At 52.0% G+C, this 22,372-nt stretch carries 17 protein-coding genes; 7 read left to right on the top strand and 10 right to left on the bottom strand.

The features are described from left to right. The first annotated feature begins 172 nt into the window (after positions 1-172). Positions 173-778: a DNA-3-methyladenine glycosylase gene (locus CRP01_RS38375; protein WP_099155412.1), complete on the top strand. Its 606-nt coding sequence runs from the start codon at positions 173-175 to the stop codon at positions 776-778. A gap of 58 nt (positions 779-836) precedes the next feature. Beyond that, positions 837-2,123 carry a type IX secretion system plug protein gene (locus CRP01_RS38370; RefSeq protein ID WP_099155411.1) on the top strand — a complete coding sequence of 429 codons (1,287 nt, stop codon included), beginning with the start codon at positions 837-839 and terminating at the stop codon, positions 2,121-2,123. Between the two features lie 24 nt (positions 2,124-2,147). On the opposite strand, the gene CRP01_RS38365 is transcribed toward CRP01_RS38370, so the two are convergent. After that, on the bottom strand, positions 2,148-3,080 hold the full coding sequence (locus CRP01_RS38365; RefSeq protein WP_099155410.1) for a retropepsin-like aspartic protease: 933 nt from the start codon (positions 3,078-3,080) through the stop codon (positions 2,148-2,150). 237 nt (positions 3,081-3,317) lie between these two features. Here CRP01_RS38365 and CRP01_RS38360 point away from each other — a divergent pair, with 237 nt between their 5' ends. Continuing rightward, positions 3,318-3,776, top strand: a complete 459-nt coding sequence (locus tag CRP01_RS38360; RefSeq protein WP_099155409.1) for a hypothetical protein — start codon at positions 3,318-3,320, stop codon at positions 3,774-3,776. A gap of 59 nt (positions 3,777-3,835) precedes the next feature. Here CRP01_RS38360 and CRP01_RS38355 read toward each other — a convergent pair whose 3' ends face one another. Continuing rightward, complete coding sequence (locus CRP01_RS38355) at positions 3,836-5,476, bottom strand: S8 family serine peptidase (protein ID WP_099155408.1); 1,641 nt, start codon at positions 5,474-5,476, stop codon at positions 3,836-3,838. A gap of 28 nt (positions 5,477-5,504) precedes the next feature. Next, the gene (locus CRP01_RS38350; protein ID WP_099155407.1) at positions 5,505-6,341 is read right to left on the bottom strand and encodes an aminotransferase class IV; all 837 of its coding nucleotides are present in this window, start codon (positions 6,339-6,341) and stop codon (positions 5,505-5,507) included. A gap of 401 nt (positions 6,342-6,742) precedes the next feature. Here CRP01_RS38350 and CRP01_RS38345 point away from each other — a divergent pair, with 401 nt between their 5' ends. The 3 genes from CRP01_RS38345 to yaaA all read left to right on the top strand — a co-directional run bounded on the left by CRP01_RS38345 (position 6,743) and on the right by yaaA (position 11,167). Then, positions 6,743-8,869 carry an elongation factor G gene (locus CRP01_RS38345; protein ID WP_099155406.1) on the top strand — a complete coding sequence of 709 codons (2,127 nt, stop codon included), beginning with the start codon at positions 6,743-6,745 and terminating at the stop codon, positions 8,867-8,869. 310 nt (positions 8,870-9,179) lie between these two features. After that, positions 9,180-10,262, top strand: a complete 1,083-nt coding sequence (locus CRP01_RS38340) for a zinc-binding metallopeptidase family protein (protein WP_099155405.1) — start codon at positions 9,180-9,182, stop codon at positions 10,260-10,262. Between the two features lie 143 nt (positions 10,263-10,405). After that, complete coding sequence (yaaA, locus tag CRP01_RS38335) at positions 10,406-11,167, top strand: peroxide stress protein YaaA (protein ID WP_099155404.1); 762 nt, start codon at positions 10,406-10,408, stop codon at positions 11,165-11,167. A gap of 14 nt (positions 11,168-11,181) precedes the next feature. On the opposite strand, the gene CRP01_RS38330 is transcribed toward yaaA, so the two are convergent. From CRP01_RS38330 to CRP01_RS38295, 7 genes are all read right to left on the bottom strand, one after another. Next, the gene (locus CRP01_RS38330; RefSeq protein WP_099155403.1) at positions 11,182-12,504 is read right to left on the bottom strand and encodes a TlpA family protein disulfide reductase; all 1,323 of its coding nucleotides are present in this window, start codon (positions 12,502-12,504) and stop codon (positions 11,182-11,184) included. Positions 12,505-12,571: 67 nt separating this feature from the next. Continuing rightward, positions 12,572-13,522, bottom strand: coding sequence for a magnesium/cobalt transporter CorA (gene corA / locus CRP01_RS38325; protein ID WP_099155402.1), 951 nt, complete (start codon positions 13,520-13,522; stop codon positions 12,572-12,574). 50 nt (positions 13,523-13,572) lie between these two features. Then, complete coding sequence (locus tag CRP01_RS38320) at positions 13,573-14,304, bottom strand: hypothetical protein (protein ID WP_143473730.1); 732 nt, start codon at positions 14,302-14,304, stop codon at positions 13,573-13,575. A gap of 72 nt (positions 14,305-14,376) precedes the next feature. Beyond that, entirely contained in the window at positions 14,377-15,339 is a 963-nt protein-coding gene (locus CRP01_RS38315; RefSeq protein WP_099155400.1) for a nucleoside hydrolase, read from the bottom strand. 246 nt (positions 15,340-15,585) lie between these two features. Beyond that, on the bottom strand, positions 15,586-17,991 hold the full coding sequence (locus CRP01_RS38310) for a TonB-dependent receptor (protein WP_099155399.1): 2,406 nt from the start codon (positions 17,989-17,991) through the stop codon (positions 15,586-15,588). 517 nt (positions 17,992-18,508) lie between these two features. Next, the gene (locus CRP01_RS38300) at positions 18,509-19,045 is read right to left on the bottom strand and encodes a hypothetical protein (protein WP_099155397.1); all 537 of its coding nucleotides are present in this window, start codon (positions 19,043-19,045) and stop codon (positions 18,509-18,511) included. 960 nt (positions 19,046-20,005) lie between these two features. Then, positions 20,006-21,640, bottom strand: a complete 1,635-nt coding sequence (locus CRP01_RS38295) for a sodium/sugar symporter (RefSeq protein ID WP_099155396.1) — start codon at positions 21,638-21,640, stop codon at positions 20,006-20,008. A 131-nt stretch (positions 21,641-21,771) separates the two neighbouring features. On the opposite strand from CRP01_RS38295, the gene CRP01_RS38290 reads away from it, so the two are divergent. Then, positions 21,772-22,347, top strand: a complete 576-nt coding sequence (locus CRP01_RS38290; RefSeq protein ID WP_099155395.1) for a uracil-DNA glycosylase family protein — start codon at positions 21,772-21,774, stop codon at positions 22,345-22,347. Positions 22,348-22,372: the final 25 nt, after the last annotated feature.

The following is a 22,372-nucleotide window of genomic DNA, read 5'->3' as shown; positions in this document are numbered from 1 at the left end:
TTTGGCATCTTCAGTAATAAAATTGGGGACAATACGAGGAGAAGGGGCGGCTTGGTAGTGCATCGGACCGATCGTGAATTACCGGCCTTCCACTTTCTACAGACTACTTTGGCGAAATTCTGGAATGTTGCCTAAGTTTGTAGTCCGCTTTATAACATCGATAACATTTTTCATGTTCAGACTTCCGGATCATTTTTTTCAAAGTACTGATGTAGTCGGCATCAGTCGGGCATTATTGGGTAAGTTCCTGGTAACCAATTTCGAAGATCGGCTTACCGCCGGGCGGATCGTGGAGACCGAAGCCTACCGCGGCCCCGATGATAAAGCCTGCCACGCCCACCTGAACCGCTTCACCAAACGCACCCAAGTAATGTTCGAAGCCGGAGGCGTGGCCTATATCTATCTGTGCTACGGCATCCACCATCTGTTCAACGTGGTCACGGCGGAGGCCGGCATGCCGCACGCTATCCTCATCCGGGCCATCGAGCCGACCGACGGCATCGAGATCATGCAGGAAAGGCGGGGAATGAATACCCTAAAACCACAATTAACCGCAGGCCCCGGCGTTATGTCTAAGGCCCTGGGCATTGATAAAGCCTACACGGGTATCAGCATTACCGATCCGGGAAGCCCCATCTGGATTGAAGACCGGCAGGAAGTGTTGCCGCCGGAGGACATTTGCAGCGGCCCGCGCATCGGCATCGATTACGCCGAAGAATGTAAGGACTGGTCCTGGCGATTCTGGATCAAAGGGAACCGCTGGGTAAGTAAAAAGTAATCCGACACGGCCGGCGCCGCCGGGTTTTGACAAACGACTTTCGACTAAACTAACATACATGAGATTTATAGTTGCTACGCTCTTCGCCACGATCCTGACGGCAGGAACCGTTTTCGCCCAGGATTTGGAAGATGTGGTTTTCGACAATTACGTATACCAGGAAAATATCGCCTCGGTCACCTTTCGGGTAGAAGACCTTTACCTCAGTTTACCGGTGATCAATCTCGGTTCCGATCTGCCACTCCTGCTGGAATTTGACGATCTGGACGGAGACGTCAAGGATTATACCTACACCTTTGTGCACTGTGATCAGGACTGGAAACCCTCCAATATCGCCCAGCTCGAATACCTGGACGGCTTCAGTGAAGACCGCATCACGGATTACAACTATTCTTTTAAGACACTGAAGGAGTTCACGCACTACCAGGTGGAACTTCCTTCCCGCAATATGCGCTGGACCAAATCCGGCAATTACCTGCTGATCATTTACGAAGACGAATCCTACAAAGTGCCGGTGATCACCCGCCGTTTTGTAGTGGTGGATCCGCGGGTCCGGGTGGACGGCAAACTGGTATCGCCGGCCAAGGTGAGTAAAACCCGTACCCACCAGGAGATCGACTTTGAGGTGGATTACGATAAATTCCCGATCCGCAGCCCCCAGCAGGAAGTAAAGGCCACCATTCTGCAAAACGGACGTTGGGACAATGCCATTATCGGCCTTACGCCCAATTTCACCCGCCTCAACGCCATTGCCTTCGATTATCAGGATAAGATCGTTTTCCCGGCCGGGAAGGAATACCGCTACGCGGACCTGCGCAGTTTCCGGCTGGCCGGTCCCGGTATCGGTGAGATCGAACTGAGCGAGCAATTTTACGAGGTGTATCTGCTGCCGGAAAATACCCGGGACAGCAAGGTGTATATCACCCGCCGGGATGCCAACGGTAAATTCGTGATCGAAACCCAGGACCAAAACGACTGGCAACTATCTTCGGAATACGCCTACGTCCGCTTCTTCCTGAAAACCACTCAGCCCTTTTACGACGATGAAGTTTATATTTTTGGAGCGCTTACCGACTGGCAGATCCGTCCGGAATTCCGGATGGAGTACAATGCCGCTATCAACTCCTACGTCGGAATGGCCTTATTGAAGCAGGGGTACTACGAGTACGAATACGTCACCGTTGCCCGCAATGCCAAGGGATTGAATCCGCCTGTGTCCCGCGAGAATACCGAAGGTAACTGGTACGAAACGGAAAATGAATACACGGTGTTGATCTACTACCGCCCGTTCGGCGAGCGCTACGATCAGGTGATCGGTTCCTATACCTTCAGCACCGTAAACTGATCCGGTACTGCGCCGAAGTCCTGCTCACCGCGGCTCCAGGTGAATGAGTCTGCGGTGATAATCGTAGATAATATTAAAATTCAGCAGTACTTCCTGACCGATCAGCCCCTGGCTCAGATTTTTTTCCGCGGCCCTGATGTTGCGTTGGTCTACCGTCAGTACGCTTGGGATATTGCGCAGGGTCTTACCGGCCAGCGTGATCCTTTTCAATTTCTTTTTGTAATTGATGTTGATGGTAGAATCGGCGGAAAAACTTTCCACCTCGTGGTACCTCCGGTTCTCACGGATCAGTTCGTAACGTTTGACGATATTGTTATCCAGCAACAGATGCCCGGAGTATCCGGTATCGAACTTCAGCGCCAGGCTAACATCCCGGTACCGGGGGCCCAGATCCAGCGAGACCATCGCCCCAAAATGCCCGTACTCCATCTCTAGTAATTCCAGTGTTTCGCCCGGGCCCTGATAAAAGTGTTTTTCCCGGTCGTACAAATTGAACGTTTGCCCGTCTATATCGGTTTCTAACACGAACTGCCGCAACAGATCCACGCCGATGATCCCGTCTACCGGGTAGGAGAGTAATTCTGACAAGTGATCGAGCCGAATGATCTCCAGAGAAATATTTTCCAAAGTGAGATCTCCAAAATGTAGCGTATTGGCCGCGGAAGTTGCGGCCAGGAGGGTTTTCCCGGCGGTTTTTATACGGGACCTGGCGCTTATATCCAGTTCCAGCCGATCGGCGGTGGTTTCATTGATAACGGTGACGCCCGCCCCGGTATCCAGTAGAAAGTTCAGCGGGCGCGAGTCATTCACCCGTAGCTTAATAAACATCAGCTGTTCAACCAGAGCCAGTGGTGCCGAATACAGTGGGGTTTGCGCCTGAGTTTGCGGTATAGTGGTAAGGCCAGCCCAGAAAATCAGCAGGATTAGGCGGCTCCGGATTATTTGTTTTTGTTGCATACACCTCGGTTTTTCACTACGCGGTAAACTTAGAGCGTGTTTGGGAATTATTAATCGGGCTGCAAACGCCACTTTTTCGTTTATACTTCAGTTATTTTTCAGTCCGTACCTACCCTGGTACGGGCCCGTATGGGCAGGTATGCACTTCAAAATGACCTTCGTCTAAACAAAAAATTGACTGTTTTCGCCGCAAAGAAAAAATCCCAAACACACTCTTAAACACCCTAAATTATTCATATGGATTTTCAGATTCACCAACCTACCCAAAGTACCAATCCGACCCGTACCCGGAGCATCGGAGCCCCAACAACGGCCGAAAAGGATTCCTACCTGTCCCGATTACTGAAGCTGATCCCGACGGAAACCATTGCGCTGTACATGTTTATCGACGGGATCGTCAAATCCGGATTACAGGATGACCCGAGTCTGCAGGTGTGGCTTTGGATCATTTTCGGCATTATCCTGATCCTCAATATACTATATTTGAAACGGGTTAAGCAGATCCACCACATCCCACAGTTATTTTATCTGACGCTGGCCTACGTGATCTGGGTATTTACCTTCGGTGGGCCTTTTGAGTTTCAGCCCTGGTACCGGGAGTTCATGGCGTCCATTCTGTTGGCCCTGTATACCTTCACGATACCGATCGTCTACACGGGAGATTCCGTCAACCAGGAACAGGAACTGGAACAGTAAGCAGCCTAATGGCCGGCGGATATGTCTGGCAGGGACTTTGCCCCAGCGCCGGTGGGCTTTCAGTTCGCTCCCGGCTGGAGTAGTTTGTTGAGGGTTTCCTGCGGATTGATGATGAGTATGCCTTCGGCAGTTTGATTGGCATTATCAAGGATCAGTCGTTTGACAACGCGTAGCGGCAATTCGGGCTGAATAGACCATAATTTAGCGGCCAGATTGGCAACCGCCGGTGCGGCGTAGGAAGTGCCGGAACAGTACATCCGGACGCCACCCGGTGCCGTGCAGGCGACTTGCTCTCCGTTGGCGTAGACCGCCACCCGTTTACCGGTAGAGGTGAATTGGGTCCTTTTACCTTCCCGGTTCAGGGCGCCGACCGCCAACAGATTAGGCAGATCGATGCCACAGGGGATGATATGATCGTCATCCAGACGGTTGTTGCTGTTGCCCGCCCCCGCCAGGAACAGGGTTTCCGGACAGTTTTTGATCCCCTGGTACAGCCCGGTCCGCAGTTGCTGAAACAATTCTTCGCACACCCGGCTCCTTTCCTTTTTATCGGTAAGTCCGTTATTGATCAGTGAAGTTTCGATCTCTTCCCGATTGTAGGTCCAGCTCATGTTGACGATCCGGATGCGTTGACTCCGGATCAGGTCAAATACCTCCCGGTACATCAACAATTCGTTATCGATGCGTTCGCGGGTGTAGATATCCGGAAACTGCATTTTATGGTCGAAAGTGATCCGTACCGGCACGATCTCCAGATGCGGATGTCCCTGTTTGAGAATGCTGGCCACCTGGGTGCCGTGGGCGTAGTTCGTATAGAAATTCATGTAGCCGGCAAAATCCCGGATCTGGACCTTATCGGCCTGATCCAGATAGGTCAGCAGCGCCCTGGTCGTTTCGTTCTCCAATCCCAGGCTCAGGTCTTTTAGTCCTTTATTCAGCAGTCCGATATTTGCCGGATACGGCTCGGTAGACAGGAGGGCTTCGCTGGTCCGCCGGCTGCACTGATCGTAATACAATCCGATCTCCGTATTGATATCCGACAGACAGGAGGCATCCACCCCCGTATCCCAAACCATAGCCCGGACCTTTTGCAGGGGAATTCCCAGCCGGTCCAGATCGATGGGCTGCATCTGCCGGAGTGTATCTTTCCGCTGCATGGAGGCGATCCGTTTTTTCAGGGCCGGTAAAACAACGGGCCGCAGGTGAGAGCGGTGCTGCCAGTCTACGATCAGGTCCAGCAACTGGTACAGCCGGACCGGAGTTAGCCGCCAGTGAGATCGTTCGGAGAATTGAAAGATCCGGTCGTATTTGAAAGCGATCATACTTTTCATTAGCAATTGCCAGCGGATAAATTCCCGCATGGTCTGCTCATCATCGAGTATGGATTCCAATTGATCGAGGACCGCATCTGCGGCGTCGGAGGCGTTTATTTCCAGGTCGTAGAACCGGCCGGTCGTTTCTCCAAATTTGACATCTGTATGGGCCAGGCGGGCAAAGGTTTGCCGGCAGGCAGGTCGGTCTCCCTGCAGGAAATACACCAGCAGCAGGCAGGATAACAGGCTTTTTTCGAGATCGGCGGGATAACCGGCCTGACTTAAGCTCGAGCGGATCGAGATTTCCGCATCTTTCAGGAATTTTGTCAGGCCGACCGACTTCAATTGCCCCGGATCACTCGTCAACGGTCGGATCTCAATCTTCATTTGGATAAATTATATACAATCTGCCGGGCTAAACCATCCGGTAAGCGCCTACCAGTTCCTGGAACAATTCTCCCAATTTATAGGTCAGATCACCGGGGCGTCCGTCGCCGATAGGTTGATCGTCGATCTGCACAACCGGCATCACGCCTTTGGTCGAACTGGTCAGGAAAGCTTCTTTCAAGCGGGGGATCTCATCCATGCCCATTTCCCGTTCCTCCACCGGTACAATATCTGCGGCCAGTTGCAGGATCTGTTTACGGGTGATGCCCCGCAGGATCTTATCGTCCGGGGTCACCAGAATTCCGTCATCGGTAAGCCCGAAAAAGTTGGAGCGATCGGATTCGCGGATAACGCCCTGATCGTGGTAAAGCAGATAATCCGCCTGCTGCGCCTTCAGCGTGGGTTGCAAACGGATGCCGGTGAGGTAATTGATGCTTTTGATCTCCGGCAGTTCGCGCTGGTGATCGTAGGCCATCAGCCGGATCCCCTGATCGTACTGCCAGGCCGGTGGGGCCTTGAACTCATGCTGCATGATGATCAGGTTGGGCGCTACGGGCGTGTAGCTGTCCGCGGCGTAACCGCCCGTCATCACCAGCCGGATCCCGGCATCTTCCAGGCCGTTGGCCGCAATCAGTTCCCGGATCAGACGCGTCATTTCACTCCGCTCCACGGGCACGGACAGGCCGAGTTTTTCGGCCGAATTATAGAACCGATCCAGGTAATCCGCCAGGAATAACGGCTGGTGTTTTTTCACCAGAAAGTAATCGAAAATACCGAAGCCGCGAAGGATCGCCAGATCGGAGACCTGCAGGCTGGCCCGGGCCACTTCCGTCAGTTTTCCGTTCAAGTTATAATACCGGATCATGTGCTTTATTTTTTGCTCTGCAATATGCGGAAAAATTAACAGATAAGCCGCCTCTCAGCAATAATTTGACATACGCAATAAAAAGGCAGTTTTTTTTGCTTTTATCCCTAATTTTTATAACTTCATACCATACTTGTTGGCGGATCAAAACCTACCCGCTACCGGGTAATTGAACAGAGCGCAAGGAGCCCTAACAACAAGAATTTCCGGCGCGCATGCGCCCACTTACTACCAAACTTAAACCTGAGAACGCTCTTCGCTCTTCCCGCTACCGGTTGCTCCGGCAACCCAGCCCATTAGATTGCATAATAACCAGACAGTTTGCCTGTTCCGGCGCCTCTGCTATTGACGCAGCGTGGCAGGCCATTGTATTATTATTTCTTAACCAAAATTGCCAACATATGAGCTTTGACACCAAAAACATCAGAAACCTTGCCCTCTTAGGTCATCCTGGCAGTGGGAAAACCCTGTTTTCGGAGTGTATGCTCTTCGAAGCAAAGGAAATTTCTCGCATCGGGAAGATCGAAGAGGGCAACACCAGTTCGGATTACACCAACATTGAGAAAGAGCGGGGCAATTCGCTCTTCAGTACTTTGATGCACGCTAACTGGAAAGACTCCAAGATCAATATTCTGGACACACCGGGTTTTGACGATTTCGTCGGGGAAGTGATCTGCTCGCTGAAAGTGGCCGACCTCGGCGTCATGATGCTCAACGCCAAGAACGGGGTGGAAGTAGGTACAGAATTGATCTGGGAATACATTGAAAGATTTAAGTCACCGGCACTGTTCGTGATCAATCATATGGATCACGATAAAGCCGACTACGAACAGACACTGGAACAGGCGAAAGCTCGATTTGGCAATAAGGTTATCCCTATTCAATATCCAATTACATCCGGAGCAGGTTTTAATAAGATCGTCGACGCCCTGACGATGGTGATGTATGTGTTCCCGGACGGTGGCGGCCGACCGGAAAAGCAAGATATCCCAGCTTCCGAAATGGAACGCGCCCAGGAAATGCACAATGCCCTGGTGGAAGCTGCTGCGGAAAATGACGAAGGGCTAATGGAGAAGTTCTTCGAAGACGGCACGCTGACGGAGGAGGAACTGGCGGAAGGCCTGCGTATCGCCATCGCCAACCAACAGATCTTCCCGGTCTTCATCGCATCCGCCGAACGCAATATGGGAAGTGGCCGCATTATGGGCTTTATCAACGATATCTGTCCGTCACCGGCCGATCGTCCGGCCGCCGAGCTCGCCGACGAAGGCACCCTCGCCTGTGATGCCAACGATGACACCACCGTATTGATCTACAAAACTATTTCCGAACCGAGAGTCGGTATGGTCTCTTACTTCAAAGTTTATTCCGGCAAGCTGAAAGCCGGGGATGAACTGGTTAACCAGACCAATCGCAACTCCGAACGCTTCGGTCAGCTCTTTGTAGCCAACGGCCACGAACGCACGCAGGTGGATGAACTCCAGGCCGGAGACATCGGCGTTACCGTCAAACTCAAAAGTTCGCATACCAATAACACCCTCAACGATAAAAATGCCGACCGGCAGATCTCGCCCATCGTATTCCCCGAGCCGCGCATCCGCACGGCCGTGGATCCGCCCAGCAAGAACGAGATGGAAAAACTCATGCGGGCGCTCCATCAGATCGAGGAAGAAGATCCGACGCTGATCGTCGAACAATCGCCGGTATTGAAGCAAACGCTCATCCACGGTCAGGGCCAGTTGCACCTGGATCTGATCAAATACCGGATCGAAAAAGTGAATGGTATCAAAATGGACTTCATCCGTCCGCGGATACCATACCGGGAAACCATTACCAAATCTGCGGATACGATGTACCGGCACAAAAAACAGACCGGTGGCGCCGGCCAGTTTGCCGAAGTCCACATGCGGATCGAGCCTTATTACGAAGGCATGCCCGATCCTACCGGGCTCAGTGTGCGGAATACCGAGATCGAAGATCTGCCCTGGGGTGGTAAGCTGGCTTTCTACTGGTGTATTGTCGGTGGTTCCATCGATGCCAAATACAGCAATGCCATCAAAAAGGGTATCATGCAGAAAATGGAGGAAGGTCCGCTGACCGGCTCCCGCTGTCAGGATATCCGGGTATCTATCTACGACGGTAAGATGCACGCCGTGGATTCTAACGATATGGCCTTTATGCTGGCCTCCACGCAGGCGTTCAAGGACGGGTTCCGGCAGGCTGCTCCGCAGATCCTCGAACCGATCTACGACCTGGAAGTGCTCTGTGCAGACGACGTCATGGGCGATGTCATGGGCGATCTTCAAACCCGCCGGGCCATCATCATGGGCATGGGAACCGACGGCCATTACCAGAAGATCACGGCCAGAGTACCGCAATCAGAAATGTATCAGTATTCTTCCTCGCTGCGTTCCCTGACTCAGGGACGGGCTAAGTTCAACCGCCGTTTTGCGGAGTTCAGCCCGATGCCGCCCGATCTGCAAAAACAGCTGATCGACGAGCATAAAACGGAATTGGCGGAAGCCTGATCAAGTATACAAGCTACACAATTTGTGATGCAGCCGGTTGTCGGTGGGGTGGGTTCCGTCCAAAGGGGTCTACAAATTCCATCAGACGGTTAGGAGTAAGCACCCCTACTCTATCGGCAGAAGGTTGCATCGCAATTTGTGCGAGCCACTACCAACCAATAGCCACCTCCGTAAGCGGGGGTGGCTATTCTATTTCCTCCCGGAAGTATTCGCCTCGTCCGACAAAAAATATCTTCTTCACAATTTCAGCAACTATCCGGAAAATGAAGTAATCTTGCGTTCTCAACCAGAGTCCCGCAAAGATCACCGAATGAAAGTATTTCAATGTCAGAATTGTCAGGCACCCGTATTCTTTGAAAATACCTCCTGCCTGAACTGTGGCCACCATCTGGGCTATCACAGCGGCTATGCGCAACTTCTGCCTTTACGGGCTCAGGGTAATGGCTGGAACGTCATTCCGGAAGACGGACAATTGTACCAGTACTGTGCCAACTTTGCGCACAAAGTATGCAACTGGCTGGTACCGGACGACGGGCAGGCCGGTTTCTGCGAAGCATGTCAGCTCAATAAAACCATTCCGAACCTGGAGGTGCAGGACAACGTACTGGCCTGGTACCAACTGGAAAAAGCCAAACACCGATTGGTGTACGGTTTACAAAGGCTGGGGCTCCCGATTATCAGTAAAACGGAAGACCCCGAGCGCGGGCTCGCCTTTGATTTCCTATCCCCGGATGCCGATGACACCCAACAGGTGCAGACCGGCCACCTGAACGGCCTGATCACTATCAATCTGGCCGAGGCCGATTCCGTACACCGGGAGTGGATCCGCCGGAAAATGTCGGAACCCTACCGGACCCTGATCGGTCATTTCCGCCACGAAGTCGGACACTATTACTGGGATCTTTTGGTTTTTCCACAGGAAAACGCCCTGACTTCCTTCCGAAACTTATTCGGCGATGAAACCCGGGATTACGGGGAAGCGCTCGAAGCTTATTATCAGCAGGGAGCACCGTCTGACTGGCAGGAAAATTACATCAGCAGTTATGCCAGCGCCCACGCCTGGGAGGACTGGGCGGAAACCTGGGCTCACTACCTCCACATCATGGATACCGTAGAGACCGGATTTACCTTCGGACTCAGCCTGCACCCCCAAAAGGCAGGGCCGGAATTATTTGAGAAGCAGACCATGCTCGACCCCTACTCGGAAGCCGATTTCACGAACATCGTGGAAGCCTTCGTGCCGCTGACCTTTGCCATCAATAGTTTCAATCGCGGCATGGGCATTTCGGACATTTATCCCTTTGTGATCGCTCCCGGTGTGCAGCAAAAGCTTACATTTATCCACGATTTGGTATTTTCGCACAAAAATTCGTCGAACCAGCCGGCCGGATAATCCCAGACCGGAGCCTTTATAGTCTAAATTCCAGCTTTGGCTCCAGCCATCCGGCACCTGTATTGGCCTGAATTTACGGCCGATTTCGACAACTATCTGAATCCATCATTGTTGTTTTTTTTCACCAACACTTGCTTTTTTACATGTTGATCTTACTTTCTCCCGCCAAGTCATTGAATTTTGAACCTTCGGATATCGGGGAGCATACGGAAGCCAGATTACTGGACGATAGTGATCGATTGGTTAAAGAACTGAAGAAAAAATCCGTCAGAAGTCTCAAAAAGCTGATGAGCGTCAGCGATGCCATTGCCGAGCTGAATGTGCAGCGTTTCCAGGAATACGAACGACCGTTCGCAATCGGGAACGCCAAACAGGCCGTACTGGCTTTTGACGGTGACGTATACACCGGTATGCAGGCAGACACCTTTACGCGGGAGGATCTCGATTTTGCCCAGGAACACCTTCGCATTCTTTCCGGGCTGTACGGCTTGCTGCGACCGATGGACCTCATTCGGGCCTACCGTCTGGAAATGGGCACGAGGCTGCGCACCGGTCGCCGAAAAAACCTGTACGAATTCTGGGGCGATAAGATCACCGAACTCATCAATACGGACCTGGCCAAAACCGAAGGGAATGTGATCCTGAACCTCGCTTCTCAGGAATATTTCAAATCGGTAAACCAGAAAAAACTGGCAGGACGCCTGGTCGACGTGCATTTCAAGGAAAACCGGAACGGTGACCTTAAGGTAATCTCTTTCAATGCCAAAAAGGCCCGCGGGGCTATGGCCGGTCTGGCCATCAAACACCGCATCATTGATCCCGAAGAATTAAAGGAACTGACGCCCGAGGGCTATCACTTTTCACCGGAGCATTCGAGTGCGGATGAGTTGATGTTTATTAAGTAAAACCGGGTGGATGGTTAGCGGCCATTTTTTATCTCCAGCAGCAATGGTTCCAGTTCGTCGAGTTTTCCCCGGGCTACCACCATACCCTGCGGATCGATGATCATGTAGGTGGGATAGGCATTGACGTAGAATTGCTGGGTTAAAATGGAAGTGTTCCTAAAGGCATCGCGCCTTGTAAAAAAGATATTATCCCACTCCATGCCTTTCTTTTTGGTATAGGCGCTGATGGTAGTTTCATCTTTATCTACGGCCAGACCAATGAATTCCAGATTATCGCCGTGATAATTCCGGTACAGTCGGATGAGTTCATCGTGATCTCCGATACAGGGTCCGCACCAGGTGCCCCAGGCGTGCAGAAATTGATAGTGTTCTTTGGCACCACCGACCCGGATACTATCCTCTTTTCCGACAACTTTAGCTGTATAGCTCGGCGCTTTCATTCCGACTCGTCCTCCGAATATCATCTGATCGGTGGGTAGGGGGAATTGGGTAAAGGTCACGCTATTACTTTCCCGGTCGAAGGCTGTTAGTTCCAGTTGGGTATTATTGATAAAGATCTTTTGGCCGAAATTAATAGGGTAGAAAATATCTTCCTGCTCATCCGGGTACAAGCCGTAATTAAAAAAAAGAAGATCATCGGGGAAGCCACTGGCGGCACCACGATCCATCAGGAAGTTGTATTTTTTATCCCCGAGCGAAAGGGTCCCCCGGTAATTTTCAAAAGTATAGAAACTGAATTTGAGGTCTTCTTCCAGGGTACCGCGAGCCGCCATTAACATCACGAAAGGATCGATGCGGCCGGTACTCGAAATGGTATGGACTTTGCCGTTCTCGTAATAATCCAGCGTGATATTCATCCAGGGGCAAAGCCGGTAGTCATCCGCCAATCGCTCTTCCAGAGTCAGGGTGGTATCCAGTTCCAACACTCGTTCGTCACTGAAATCGAGATTGTGATTGGTATCCATCACGATGATCTTTTTCCCGTTTCGAAAACCGCTCAGGCCGTAGATCTTGAAATTGATCTCTTCATCCGTATAGCTTTCCGGAGAGATCTTCTTTTCCAGAAACGCCTCTTCCGATATCCGGCCTTTTTTGTACTGATCGTAGATATTCTGGCTACCGGAGGATACAAATGACCAGTAAAGCAGGGTATCCAGTCCTTTGGGAATTCCGACCAATACGGGAGGATCCGTTTCAGCTATGGAAACGATCTTACCGGTTGATTCTTCCTGTAGTGTAAGGGTTAGCGGTACCGATATGGTGATGGTGTCCTGGGCATCCAAACTTAAAAAGGAAAATAAAGCACTTAATGCCAGAGCGACGCATCGAATTTTCATAGGCTGTTTTCTTTACAACCAATAACGGTTAACGGGCAGTCCTAGTACCTCGCCCTTTGGTCGTAACTTACAGCCACTTCTTCCACCGGAAGAAAAACAAGGTCATCAGGGAAGACAAGACCATCAGTCCGAGCGCAAAGGGATAGCCGTATTTCCACTGGGTTTCGGGCATGAAATGGAAGTTCATGCCGTAGAGTGAAGCGATCAGTGTAGGCGGCATGAACACTACCGTCATAACCGTAAAGATCTTAATGATCTTATTCTGCTCCATATCGATCAGACCGAGAAAGGTATTCTGCAGGTATTCCAGGCGTTCGAACAGAAAGGAGGTGTGAGATACCAGTGAATCCACGTCCTTGATCATGACCCGCAGTTTTTCGTATTCTTCTTTCGGGAAATATTCACTCCGTAGAATGGAGGAGAACAGGCGTTTGAGTTCACTGGTGCTTTCCCGGAACAGGATGGTGACTTCCTGAAAGTTATAGATATCCAGCAGGGTATTTTCACCCACTTCCCGTTCCAGCGCCAGGCCTTTTCCCGCGGCGTAGATCCGCCGGGAAAGGTCTTCCAGGAAATCGGCTTCGATATCGACCCGGGCTTCGAAGAGCGCCAGGAAAACACTAAACCCGCTGAGGTGGGTCCGCCGGCTGTGCCGAAGCACGCGTTGGATATCGTCAAATGACTTCAGAGCGATGGCCCGCTGGGTGAACAAGCGGTCTTCCCTCAGAATGAAAGAGACCGGGTCCAGCGCGTAACTTTCCTCTTTTTTGTAAATGTAGTTCAGGTTGGCGTTGATCTCCTGCTCGTCTTCAAAATACTTCGAACTACTTTCGATCTCCTGGGCTTCCTGCCGGGTAAACAGCTCAATACCGAAGTTTTTCTCAACGAAGGCCCGTTCTTCGTAATCGGGATTAAACAGATCTATCCAGATCACATCTTCTATCGAGGCTTCCCGGCTCGCTTCTACTCCCTCTAACAATCGGATCCAGGTTCCTTCCCGGAAAAAACAACGCAACATATATTGATAATATGATGATTTGATGATTTGGTTATCGGATGATTTGATCTTTACCCGGCAACGGATACTTTACCCACATAGAAAACCTCTCGGCTTTCCGAGGCTTCGATCAGATAATAGTAAAGGCCCGGGTCCAGTTCTTCCGGATGGGAAAGTTGAAAGACGTAGAATTCCCCTTCTACCTGGAAGGTGATATCCTCGGTGAATACCGGCTGGAAATTTTCGTAATCCTGCGGGGCGTTGGTAAATAGATGTACGCGAAAGGTCGGAAGCATGACCTCATCCGTTTCTTCGTCGACCGGATTCGGAGCCGGACTTTCATTTTCTGCTGCCTCGTTGATGGACAGGCGGCCGGCCAGGCGGAACAAATGGGTCCCATCCGGCTGTTCGGTCAGGCGGGCTTCCTTATTCGGATAAGTGACTTCAATCTTATAGGGCCCCTCCCGCAGTTCCTGGTCAATATACACTTCGAGCAAAGGATTCGGAGCGACCGCTTCGGGCGGCAATTCCGTAAAACCTTCCTGCTCTCCCAAGCTGACGTCAGATCCCGGAATGGGTGTTTCGGTAATCGGGAATTCCCGGGTCCGGTCTTCGGGTGCGGAAGCGGAAGTATCTCCGGTAGGATGGGGCAGGAACAACCACACAATGACCAAAAGGGCCAGGATGGCGATCAGGACTTTCATCCGCGTCTGCCCTTTCTGATGGCGTTTTTTCCGTCGTTCTCCGTAGCTGGTAGAATAAAAGCTACTGGATTGTTTTTCTCTTTCTGGCGAATTAGACATAAGTAATAAGTTGGTATCCGGTGCCGGGTATCGGGCTTTCCGAGCGCGGTGTCCCGCTCCCCGCACGCTATTTTATGGTTTCCAATAATTCATTGTTTCCCAATAATCGGTCTGCATGGCCGAAAAATCCAGGTCCGAATACATCCAGATCCGGCGCTGTACATTTTCCGGCGGTGTCCTGACGGGCGTTTCCGGAGCCATGTCCGGGTCGAGGAAGGCGTGAACCAAAGCGACATCCCACATCACCCAGCTGTCATTATCCGGGAAGCGCTCCAGCCATTTTTGCTTCAGATAAGCGCCCATAGCCCCTAATTGGTCCAGCCGGCCAAAAGTATCCTCCCGCGGCCAGGTATACTTGACGGCAACGCTGGTCGGCATAATGTGCAGTTCCAGATCCTCCCGGTTCAGCAGGAAATTGGCGGCATTGAGATCCCGACGAATATTAAATTCATCCTTATCCCAGACGCCCCGCTCGTGGTCGTATTGAAACCCTAAGGTATAAGCTACGATTTTTGGAGCAATTTCCGGGGCCAGGGCAATGGCCGATGCCAGATTTGTAGTGGCCCCGATACTCATCACCACCAGTTTTTCTCCCTCCGGCAGGGCCTTTACCTGGTCGATAATAAAAGTTGTCGCCTCACTCTCCCGCGCTTCGTCACCACCCCAGGGCATGCCCATGATCATATCCGCCCCCAGCGGATGCGGCAGATCCATCCGATCGGCAATGCCCAGCATTTCTTCGTTTAGTCGCTGACTTTGATACACCGTACTATCGCCGGATAAAACGTGAAACCACTGGGCCGAAGTAATGCCCAGGAGATTGATCCGGTCTTCCGGCAATAGCCGCGCAATGGCGTAAAGGTCGTCAATTTCGTTGGCGGTATCGGTATCCAGGATCAGTTTTACCGGATCACCGAATGCTCCTTCGGCTTCCGCCAGAGCCAGGGACGGCGTAGCCTCTTCTTCCGGTTCGGCCGGTGTACAGGCGTGGTGGGTAATAAAAAGGCAAATGAGCAAAATGGTCCGGTACCGCATGGATGCAGATTTTGCTCGAAAGATAAGGAAAAAGTTGGTCAGTCGGCTGTCAGCCGGAAGGCACGTGTGTAGGACAAACGGCACAGCTTGTATCGACTATAGCCCAGACGGATTGGGAAAATCCGTCAGTTCGGGCCAGCGAGCAAACGGATCTCTCCAATCCGTCAGGTTTAAAAAGTCTACTTGCTGTGCAATTTGCCCTACACTCGGAAAGCGTACCGGCTGAGCACCAACTGACCGTACTTTCTAAAACTGCAGACGGGCGGAAACGATCAGGTTTCTCCCTGGTGCCGTGATCCCGGAAGAATACGGACGGTAGCGCTTGTCCAGGATATTTTCCAGTCCCAGCCCCAGCAGCAATCCGTCACCGATCCCGTAATTCATTTTCAGGTTCAGCGTCGTCCAGGCCGGAGAATAGGGATTCCCGTTTTCGTCCGCAGTGTAGAGATCCGTTTTCTCCTGCTCGCTGGGAGCCAGTTCGTCGTTGGCCACCTCTCCGTTGTAGATCGCGTAGAGATCGGCCTTCAATCGCTTGTACTTATAGGTCAGATGGGTAACTCCGAACCAGGGTGCCGCGTGCCGCAGCGGAGCAGTATCACCATTATCCAGTTCTTCCTCTCCATGCTGGTAGTTGAAGCGCGAATTCAAACCAAAACCACCCGGTAGCTTCAGTTCGATACCGGCCTGGATCCCCCAGACGGTAGCTTCCGCTGCATTCTGAATGGCCAGTACCCGGCTCTGCACGCCGTCGTATTCGATACTGTCCTGACCGTTGAGTCGAAATTCCCGGCGTACCAGTGCATCCCGCAGTTGGGTATAATACGCGGTGACATCCACTTTCACTTTTTCGTCGATGGTTTTGATAAAGCCCAGTTCCGTATTGACCGCGTATTCCGGCCGCAGGTCCGGGTTGGGAACGATCACCGCGCCCGGCTCCGAATCGAAGATCTTACCCAGGTCATCGATATTGGGCGCCCGGAAACCGGTAGAGATATTTGCATTGATCTGCCAGGTCGGGTCCGGCTGGTAGGCCAGACCAATACTGCCGTTGAGCGCGTCCGGGCTCAGCTCGGCCGTAGGAAAGGGCAGCGGAAAGAAGGTATCGTCAAAAGTGGCCGCTACTTTGACCAGGTTGTAACGTGCCCCGGTCAGCACACTTAGTTTTGGGTGCAGGCGGTACCGCCAGTTCATATAGGCCGCATAAGAATTCCAGGTGGAGCCGTCCGGATAGCGGGTACTCACGGCCTGAGTGGCACCGGTTTCAATATCCTCGCTCTGTCCGGTGGAGCCAACCGTGTTCAGTAGCATTTCCAGACCATAGAACAACTGGCTTTTTTCGCTGAAGCTTTTTTCCAGGTCCAGATTGGCTGAGATCACTTCGACCGCTTCGTAGCGGTGCCTCAGTTGGGTGCGTCCCCAGCGCCGGTCGTGGCGACTTTCTTCGAAATGCTGCTGCGCCAGTGTCAGACGCAGGTGGTCGTAAATGCCCGAGCCGGTATGGCTGATATTCAGATTGTTCATCATCCATTCCTGCGGGCCGTAGTACCACTCGGCCGAGCGGAGGCCCCCGCCGCTGTATTCGATCAGACGATCGTAACGCGGTACATTGCTGGAAGCGGAGTAGTGAAAGCTGTAATTGAGGTCCCAATTGCTGTTGGGCTGGAACCGGACTTTCTGCATCAGGTTATACTGGCTGTATCCGGTAGGCACTTGGACCAGCGGATCGGGATTATCAACTACCTGATCACCGCCGGCACTCACCTTGACGTATTCCGGGCGCAGGTACTTATCGGGGCCATTACTGCCCATGCGAAGATCTCCGAAATCACTGTAAGTAAAACTACTCAATAAAGCCCATTTCTCCCATCCGATATTGACGTCGGCGTGGGCCGTTTTTTCATTGTTGGCCGTAGCGTAACGCAAGGCTGCTGATCCCTTAATAAAAGTCTCATTGCTCTTGCCAAACTTCGGGGCCATACTACTGAAACTCAGTACGCCACCGATAGCGTCACTACCGTAGATCACCGAGCCGGGCCCAAAGATCACTTCGGTCTGTTCGGTAGCAAAAGGATCCAGAGAAATGACGTTCTGCAGATTACCGCTGCGAAAAATGGCGGTATTCATCCGCACGCCGTCTACCACCAGCAGGATGCGGTTGGTGGCAAAACCCCGCAGCATGGGGCTACCGCCGCCGAGCTGGCTTTTCTGCACGTAGATCTCGCCGGAAGTTTCCAGCAGGTCGGCCATCGTCTGTGGGTTTTGCAGGGCCACATCCAACGGTCGGATCGTTGTCACTTTGTGGGGTACATCGCGTCTTTCCTGGGCCCAGCGTACCGCCGAAACGACTACTTCGTCCAGTGACAGGCCGGCCGGCTCCATCAGTACCTCAAAACCCTGCTGCTCCAGTTCCTCGTAAGAGGTGTGGATGTGCTTATAGCCGATAAGCTGGATCTCGATCTCTTCGGAATTGATGAAATCCCGCATTTCCGCCCGGCCTTTGCCGTCGGTATTGGTTACGGTATTGGATTTAGCATCAAAAATTGTGGCAAACGCCAGTGGTTCCCGGGTTTCCTGATCCCGGATCGTGATCTCCTGGGCCGTTACTGCCAGTTGCAGCAATAATAGACAGCCCATTAGTATATGTTTTTTCATACGAATAGTTAACTACTTTTAAGTAGGAAGCTACCTGAAGGTATGGATCAGGAACGGGATCTGGCTATCGATCCTACTCCTGCGAATCGTCCATTTCAGCATCCTGCCCAGATGGAAGACACAGCGTTCCTGCCACCAAATCCTACGTTGGATTTCCGATGGCTACGATCCGCTGATCAATCTTCAGGTCACTTCCGGTTGTACAGGTATCCTCCGGCCGGACCGTGATCTTCCGGACTATTCACGGGTGACCCTTTGTTCCCTTATCCGGAAACGGTCATGTGCAGTCCCGATGATCAGTGCCGGTATGGGAATGAATCTTACACCACTTCGCTGCGCCGGCAATGGTCTGCATGCCAGCGCAATGCGTCCGGTATCGACCGAACCGGCGGTTAAGATCAATGCCCCCATACCGGTTTTACGGTACGCAAACGAAATGGTCTGCGACCGGCTACCGACAGGAGAATTATTTAAAACAGGAAATGTTGCTATTATCCGGCTACAGACCGAATGACGATCAGGCTTCCGGAGGTGGGTGGATGGCCTCCCGCTCCCAGGGTGAACAAGAGAAGCGGTACGGAGGCCGGAGAAATGGTCCCGACGGAGCGTCGGCGATGCCGGGAGTAGCAATGAGAGAAGGAAATAAACTGTCCAGGAGCCGTTCCCACTGCAGGGTCTGTCCCCGCTGAAAGGGGTCCTTGGAATGCTGTTGTTTTACCCATTCGTCGAGCCGGGTAAAGAGCAGCGTTTCCGCCTTATCCGCCAGACAGTATAACAAGAGGGTGTCGGCTCTGGCTTCCCGGTGAACGATATCGAACATTTCGCCGTGGAGGCGAAATTCATTTGGTTTGGTACGCTGAAAATAAGCCGGAGGATGTTCCATCCATTCCGCAGGAATGGAGATAAGCTCCAATTCTCCCCGGGGAACGCTGTGTTCCAGTTTTTCTTTCAGTTCGTGACGAAGCTGTCCCCTCCGAATCTTGAACAGGACAATGTGCCCAAGCAGCGGAAAAAGAAAACAGGTGAGTAATAATATGGCGATGGATCGGCTCACGCCATAAAATTAGGAAAATAAAATTTGCGGAGCCAGCGGAAGTTCTAGGAGGGGATATCCCCAATTACCCACATAGGTGCGGTACAACTTACAATTTTCAAATCCAGGAAATGACAATACCTAGAGGACGGTGCGCTGCACCTCGAAACATCTATACCGTTTTTTTGGAGCTATAACGGTGCGCTGCACCTATCATCGAGTAATGGTTGGTGCAAGTTGGGATAAAAACGTCAAAAGGGGAAAGGTATAATCGTTGGACGTTGAGAAGTCCGGGCGGGTATCCCGAAACCACAGGTGCAGCGCACCGAACTATTTCCAGCCCAAAGGAATGGAAATAAATAGAGCTACAGCGTAGCGACCTGATCAACCAAATGGAAAATCAGCAGGACGGTGCGCTGCACCTATCATTGAGTAATGGATGGTGCAAGTTGGGATACATATGTTACCAGAGGAAAGGAAGAATGGTTGAAGGTTGAGGTTCCCGTGTGAATGTCCGGAACCACAGGTGCAGCGCACCGAACTATTTCCAACCCAAAGGAATGAAAATAAATAGAGCTACAGCGTAGCGACCTGATCAACCGATAGGGAAAATTATAAGGACGATGCGCTGCATCTATCCCGGGGTAATGGCCGGTGCAAGTTGAGATACAAACGTTAAAAGGGAAAAGGTATAATCGTTGGACGTTGAGAAGTCCGGGCGGGTATCCCGGAACCACAGGTGCTGCGCACCGAACTATTTCCAGCCCAAAGGAATGGAAATAAATAGAGCTACAGCGTAGCGACCTGATCAACCAACATTGAAAATCAGCAGAACGATGCGCTGCATCTATCCCGGGGTAATGGCCGGTGCAAGTTGGGATACAAACGCTAGAAGAGAGAATGGAAGAATAGTTGGACGTTGAGATGTCCGGGCGGGCACCCGTGACCATCTCAACGTCCCAAGATCAGCAAGGGGCCGGTCTACCAGAAAATGGCATAGATCATAGCCGTAAGCAGCAGGATCACAAAAGCGCCGATATTAAAAGTCTGACTGGTTTTAAACAAACCGGCTGTCAGTGGAATACCTTTCGGATCATCCGCGCCTTTGGTTTCCAGGTAACTGATCAGGATCATCAGACCGCAGGTCAGCAGGAAGACGAGTCCCATCTGGTTCATCCAGGGCATATCCATTCCGGAGAATTTAAAGATCAGGGCCATAGCGATAGACCCGATCGCCCCGAGAATAGCCGCCCGGTTGGTGGTTTTCTTCCAGAAGAGCCCCAGAATAAATATGGCGAGAATACCCGGGCTCACCAGTCCGGTGTATTCCTGAATAACGTTGAAAATACCGCGACCGCTACTCAGCAGCGGGGCCATGATGATGGCAATGACCAAGGCAGTAGCTGCTGCGATCCGGCCTACTTTAACCGTCTGGCTTTCGCTGGCCGTAGGGTTGAAGTGCTCCCGGTAAATGTCCATCGTAAAGATCGTGGAGATGGAGTTCATCATCGAGGCCAGAGAGGAAACGATAGCCGCAGCCAACGCGGCCACTACTAATCCCTTGATACCCGACGGGATGAACGTACTGATCAACCAGGGATAGGCATTATCATTCGCCGCGAAGGGGGAATCCACCGCCAGCGCCACCTGTGCGCCGTCTACCACCGCCGTGCCGTCAGGCTGCATGTAGTATACGTAAGCGACGATACCGGGGATCACTACGATCAGCGGGATCAGTAACTTCAGGAAACCGGCAAATACCAGACCTTTTTGCGCTTCGCCGATATCCTTGGCGGCCAGTGCCCGTTGAATGATGTACTGGTTGAATCCCCAATAATACAGGTTAGCGATCCACATCCCACCGACCAGCACGGCTATCCCGGGCAACTCATTGAAGGAAGGATGCTCACTATCGAGGATCATGTGAAATTTCTCGGGTACCGTATCCAAAACGTGGTTGAGGCCATTTACCACACCCCCTTCCGGCGTAACATTATCCAGTGCCAGATAGGTCGTGATCAAACCACCGAGGATCAGCAGGCTGACCTGCAGCACGTCTGTCCAGGCTACCGCAGCCAGACCGCCGTAAAGCGAATAGGCAGCTGCCACAAAGGCCAGTCCCAGAATACCGTACATTAGATAGCTGCCGTCACCGGTGCCGATAATGGTATCCAGCGCCATGGAACCCAGCAGTAGTACGGTAGTCAGGTTGATGAAGGTAAATAGGGCGATCCAGAAAATGGCCAGAATGGTCTTTAACTGCACGCTGAAGCGTTGCTCCACGAAATCCGGAATGGTATACAGGCCTTTCTTGATAAAGATCGGCATGAAATACTTGGCGACGATGATCAGCGTGACTGCTGCCATAAATTCGTAGGAAGCGATCGCCAGACCGATGCCCCCGAATCCCTGACCGGACATACCGATCATTTGCTCGGCGGAGATGTTGGCTGCGATCAAAGAAGCTCCGATGGCCCACCAGGGAAGTGATTTACCGGCCAGGAAGTAATCTTCCGCCGTTTTTTCCTCCCCCGCTTTGGTTCGAGACATATACAAACCCAGGCTGATGATCACCAGGGCGTACACGATAAATACAATAATGTCAAGAGTACCCATATTCTGTAAAAGGTTTTACGATGCTAATAAATCGAGGCTAAAATCTATAAAATATCCTATATCTCGACTTTTTATCTGCATTTTTTCCAAATCCTGTATCTTATCCCTCCCCAAAAACCTAATTTTATTCTATGAATGATCCCATCGCCGCCGCCCGGTCCTGCGACATCTGTGCCCCCCATCTGCCGCACGGCACCCGTCCGGTTTTCAATATTCACCCGCACTCCAGAGTCCTGATCATCGGTCAGGCACCGGGGCGCAAGGTGCACGAGACGGGGATTCCCTGGGATGATCCGAGCGGTAAAAGACTCCGGACATGGCTGGGCGTAGACGAGGCGACCTTCTACGATCCCGAATATTTCGGCATCCTGCCGATGGGCTTTTGTTATCCGGGAAAAGGGCGTTCGGGCGATCTGCCCCCGCGACCGGAATGCGCGCCCCAATGGCACGAGCCCCTGCTCCGCCTGATGCCCAACGTACAACTGACCTTACTATTCGGCCAGTACGCTCTGGAGCGTTACCTCGGTGCCGATCGACGGAAAAATCTGACGGAAACGGTAAGGAATTGGGAAGCCTACCAACCGAACTATCTGCCCCTGCCCCACCCTTCCCCGCGCAACCAGATCTGGGAGCGCAAAAATTCATGGTTTGGAGAAGAGGTATTGCCTTATTTACAGGAAATGGTCAGCAGGATCTTGGAAAAGTAAAAAAGATATTTAAATGGCTACCCAA

The organism is Flavilitoribacter nigricans DSM 23189 = NBRC 102662, assembly GCF_002646595.1.
GTDB lineage: Bacteria > Bacteroidota > Bacteroidia > Chitinophagales > Saprospiraceae > Flavilitoribacter > Flavilitoribacter nigricans.
The sequence above is the reverse complement of the archived record's forward strand: the minus strand, read 5'-3'. Positions and strand labels throughout refer to the sequence as shown.

Excerpts from the sequence above, each read along its gene's own strand:
- CRP01_RS38295 (WP_099155396.1), bottom strand. The coding sequence starts at position 21,640 with ATGGGTACTCTTGACATTATTGTATTTATCGTGTACGCCCTGGTGATC.
- CRP01_RS38365 (WP_099155410.1), bottom strand. The coding sequence starts at position 3,080 with ATGCAACAAAAACAAATAATCCGGAGCCGCCTAATCCTGCTGATTTTC.
- CRP01_RS38340 (WP_099155405.1), top strand. The coding sequence starts at position 9,180 with ATGAAAGTATTTCAATGTCAGAATTGTCAGGCACCCGTATTCTTTGAA.
- CRP01_RS38345 (WP_099155406.1), top strand. The coding sequence starts at position 6,743 with ATGAGCTTTGACACCAAAAACATCAGAAACCTTGCCCTCTTAGGTCAT.
- CRP01_RS38355 (WP_099155408.1), bottom strand. The coding sequence starts at position 5,476 with ATGAAGATTGAGATCCGACCGTTGACGAGTGATCCGGGGCAATTGAAG.
- CRP01_RS38375 (WP_099155412.1), top strand. The coding sequence starts at position 173 with ATGTTCAGACTTCCGGATCATTTTTTTCAAAGTACTGATGTAGTCGGC.
- CRP01_RS38360 (WP_099155409.1), top strand. The coding sequence starts at position 3,318 with ATGGATTTTCAGATTCACCAACCTACCCAAAGTACCAATCCGACCCGT.
- CRP01_RS38320 (WP_143473730.1), bottom strand. The coding sequence starts at position 14,304 with ATGTCTAATTCGCCAGAAAGAGAAAAACAATCCAGTAGCTTTTATTCT.
- CRP01_RS38315 (WP_099155400.1), bottom strand. The coding sequence starts at position 15,339 with ATGCGGTACCGGACCATTTTGCTCATTTGCCTTTTTATTACCCACCAC.
- CRP01_RS38370 (WP_099155411.1), top strand. The coding sequence starts at position 837 with ATGAGATTTATAGTTGCTACGCTCTTCGCCACGATCCTGACGGCAGGA.
- CRP01_RS38350 (WP_099155407.1), bottom strand. The coding sequence starts at position 6,341 with ATGATCCGGTATTATAACTTGAACGGAAAACTGACGGAAGTGGCCCGG.
- CRP01_RS38310 (WP_099155399.1), bottom strand. The coding sequence starts at position 17,991 with ATGAAAAAACATATACTAATGGGCTGTCTATTATTGCTGCAACTGGCA.
- yaaA (WP_099155404.1), top strand. The coding sequence starts at position 10,406 with ATGTTGATCTTACTTTCTCCCGCCAAGTCATTGAATTTTGAACCTTCG.
- corA (WP_099155402.1), bottom strand. The coding sequence starts at position 13,522 with ATGTTGCGTTGTTTTTTCCGGGAAGGAACCTGGATCCGATTGTTAGAG.
- CRP01_RS38290 (WP_099155395.1), top strand. The coding sequence starts at position 21,772 with ATGAATGATCCCATCGCCGCCGCCCGGTCCTGCGACATCTGTGCCCCC.
- CRP01_RS38330 (WP_099155403.1), bottom strand. The coding sequence starts at position 12,504 with ATGAAAATTCGATGCGTCGCTCTGGCATTAAGTGCTTTATTTTCCTTT.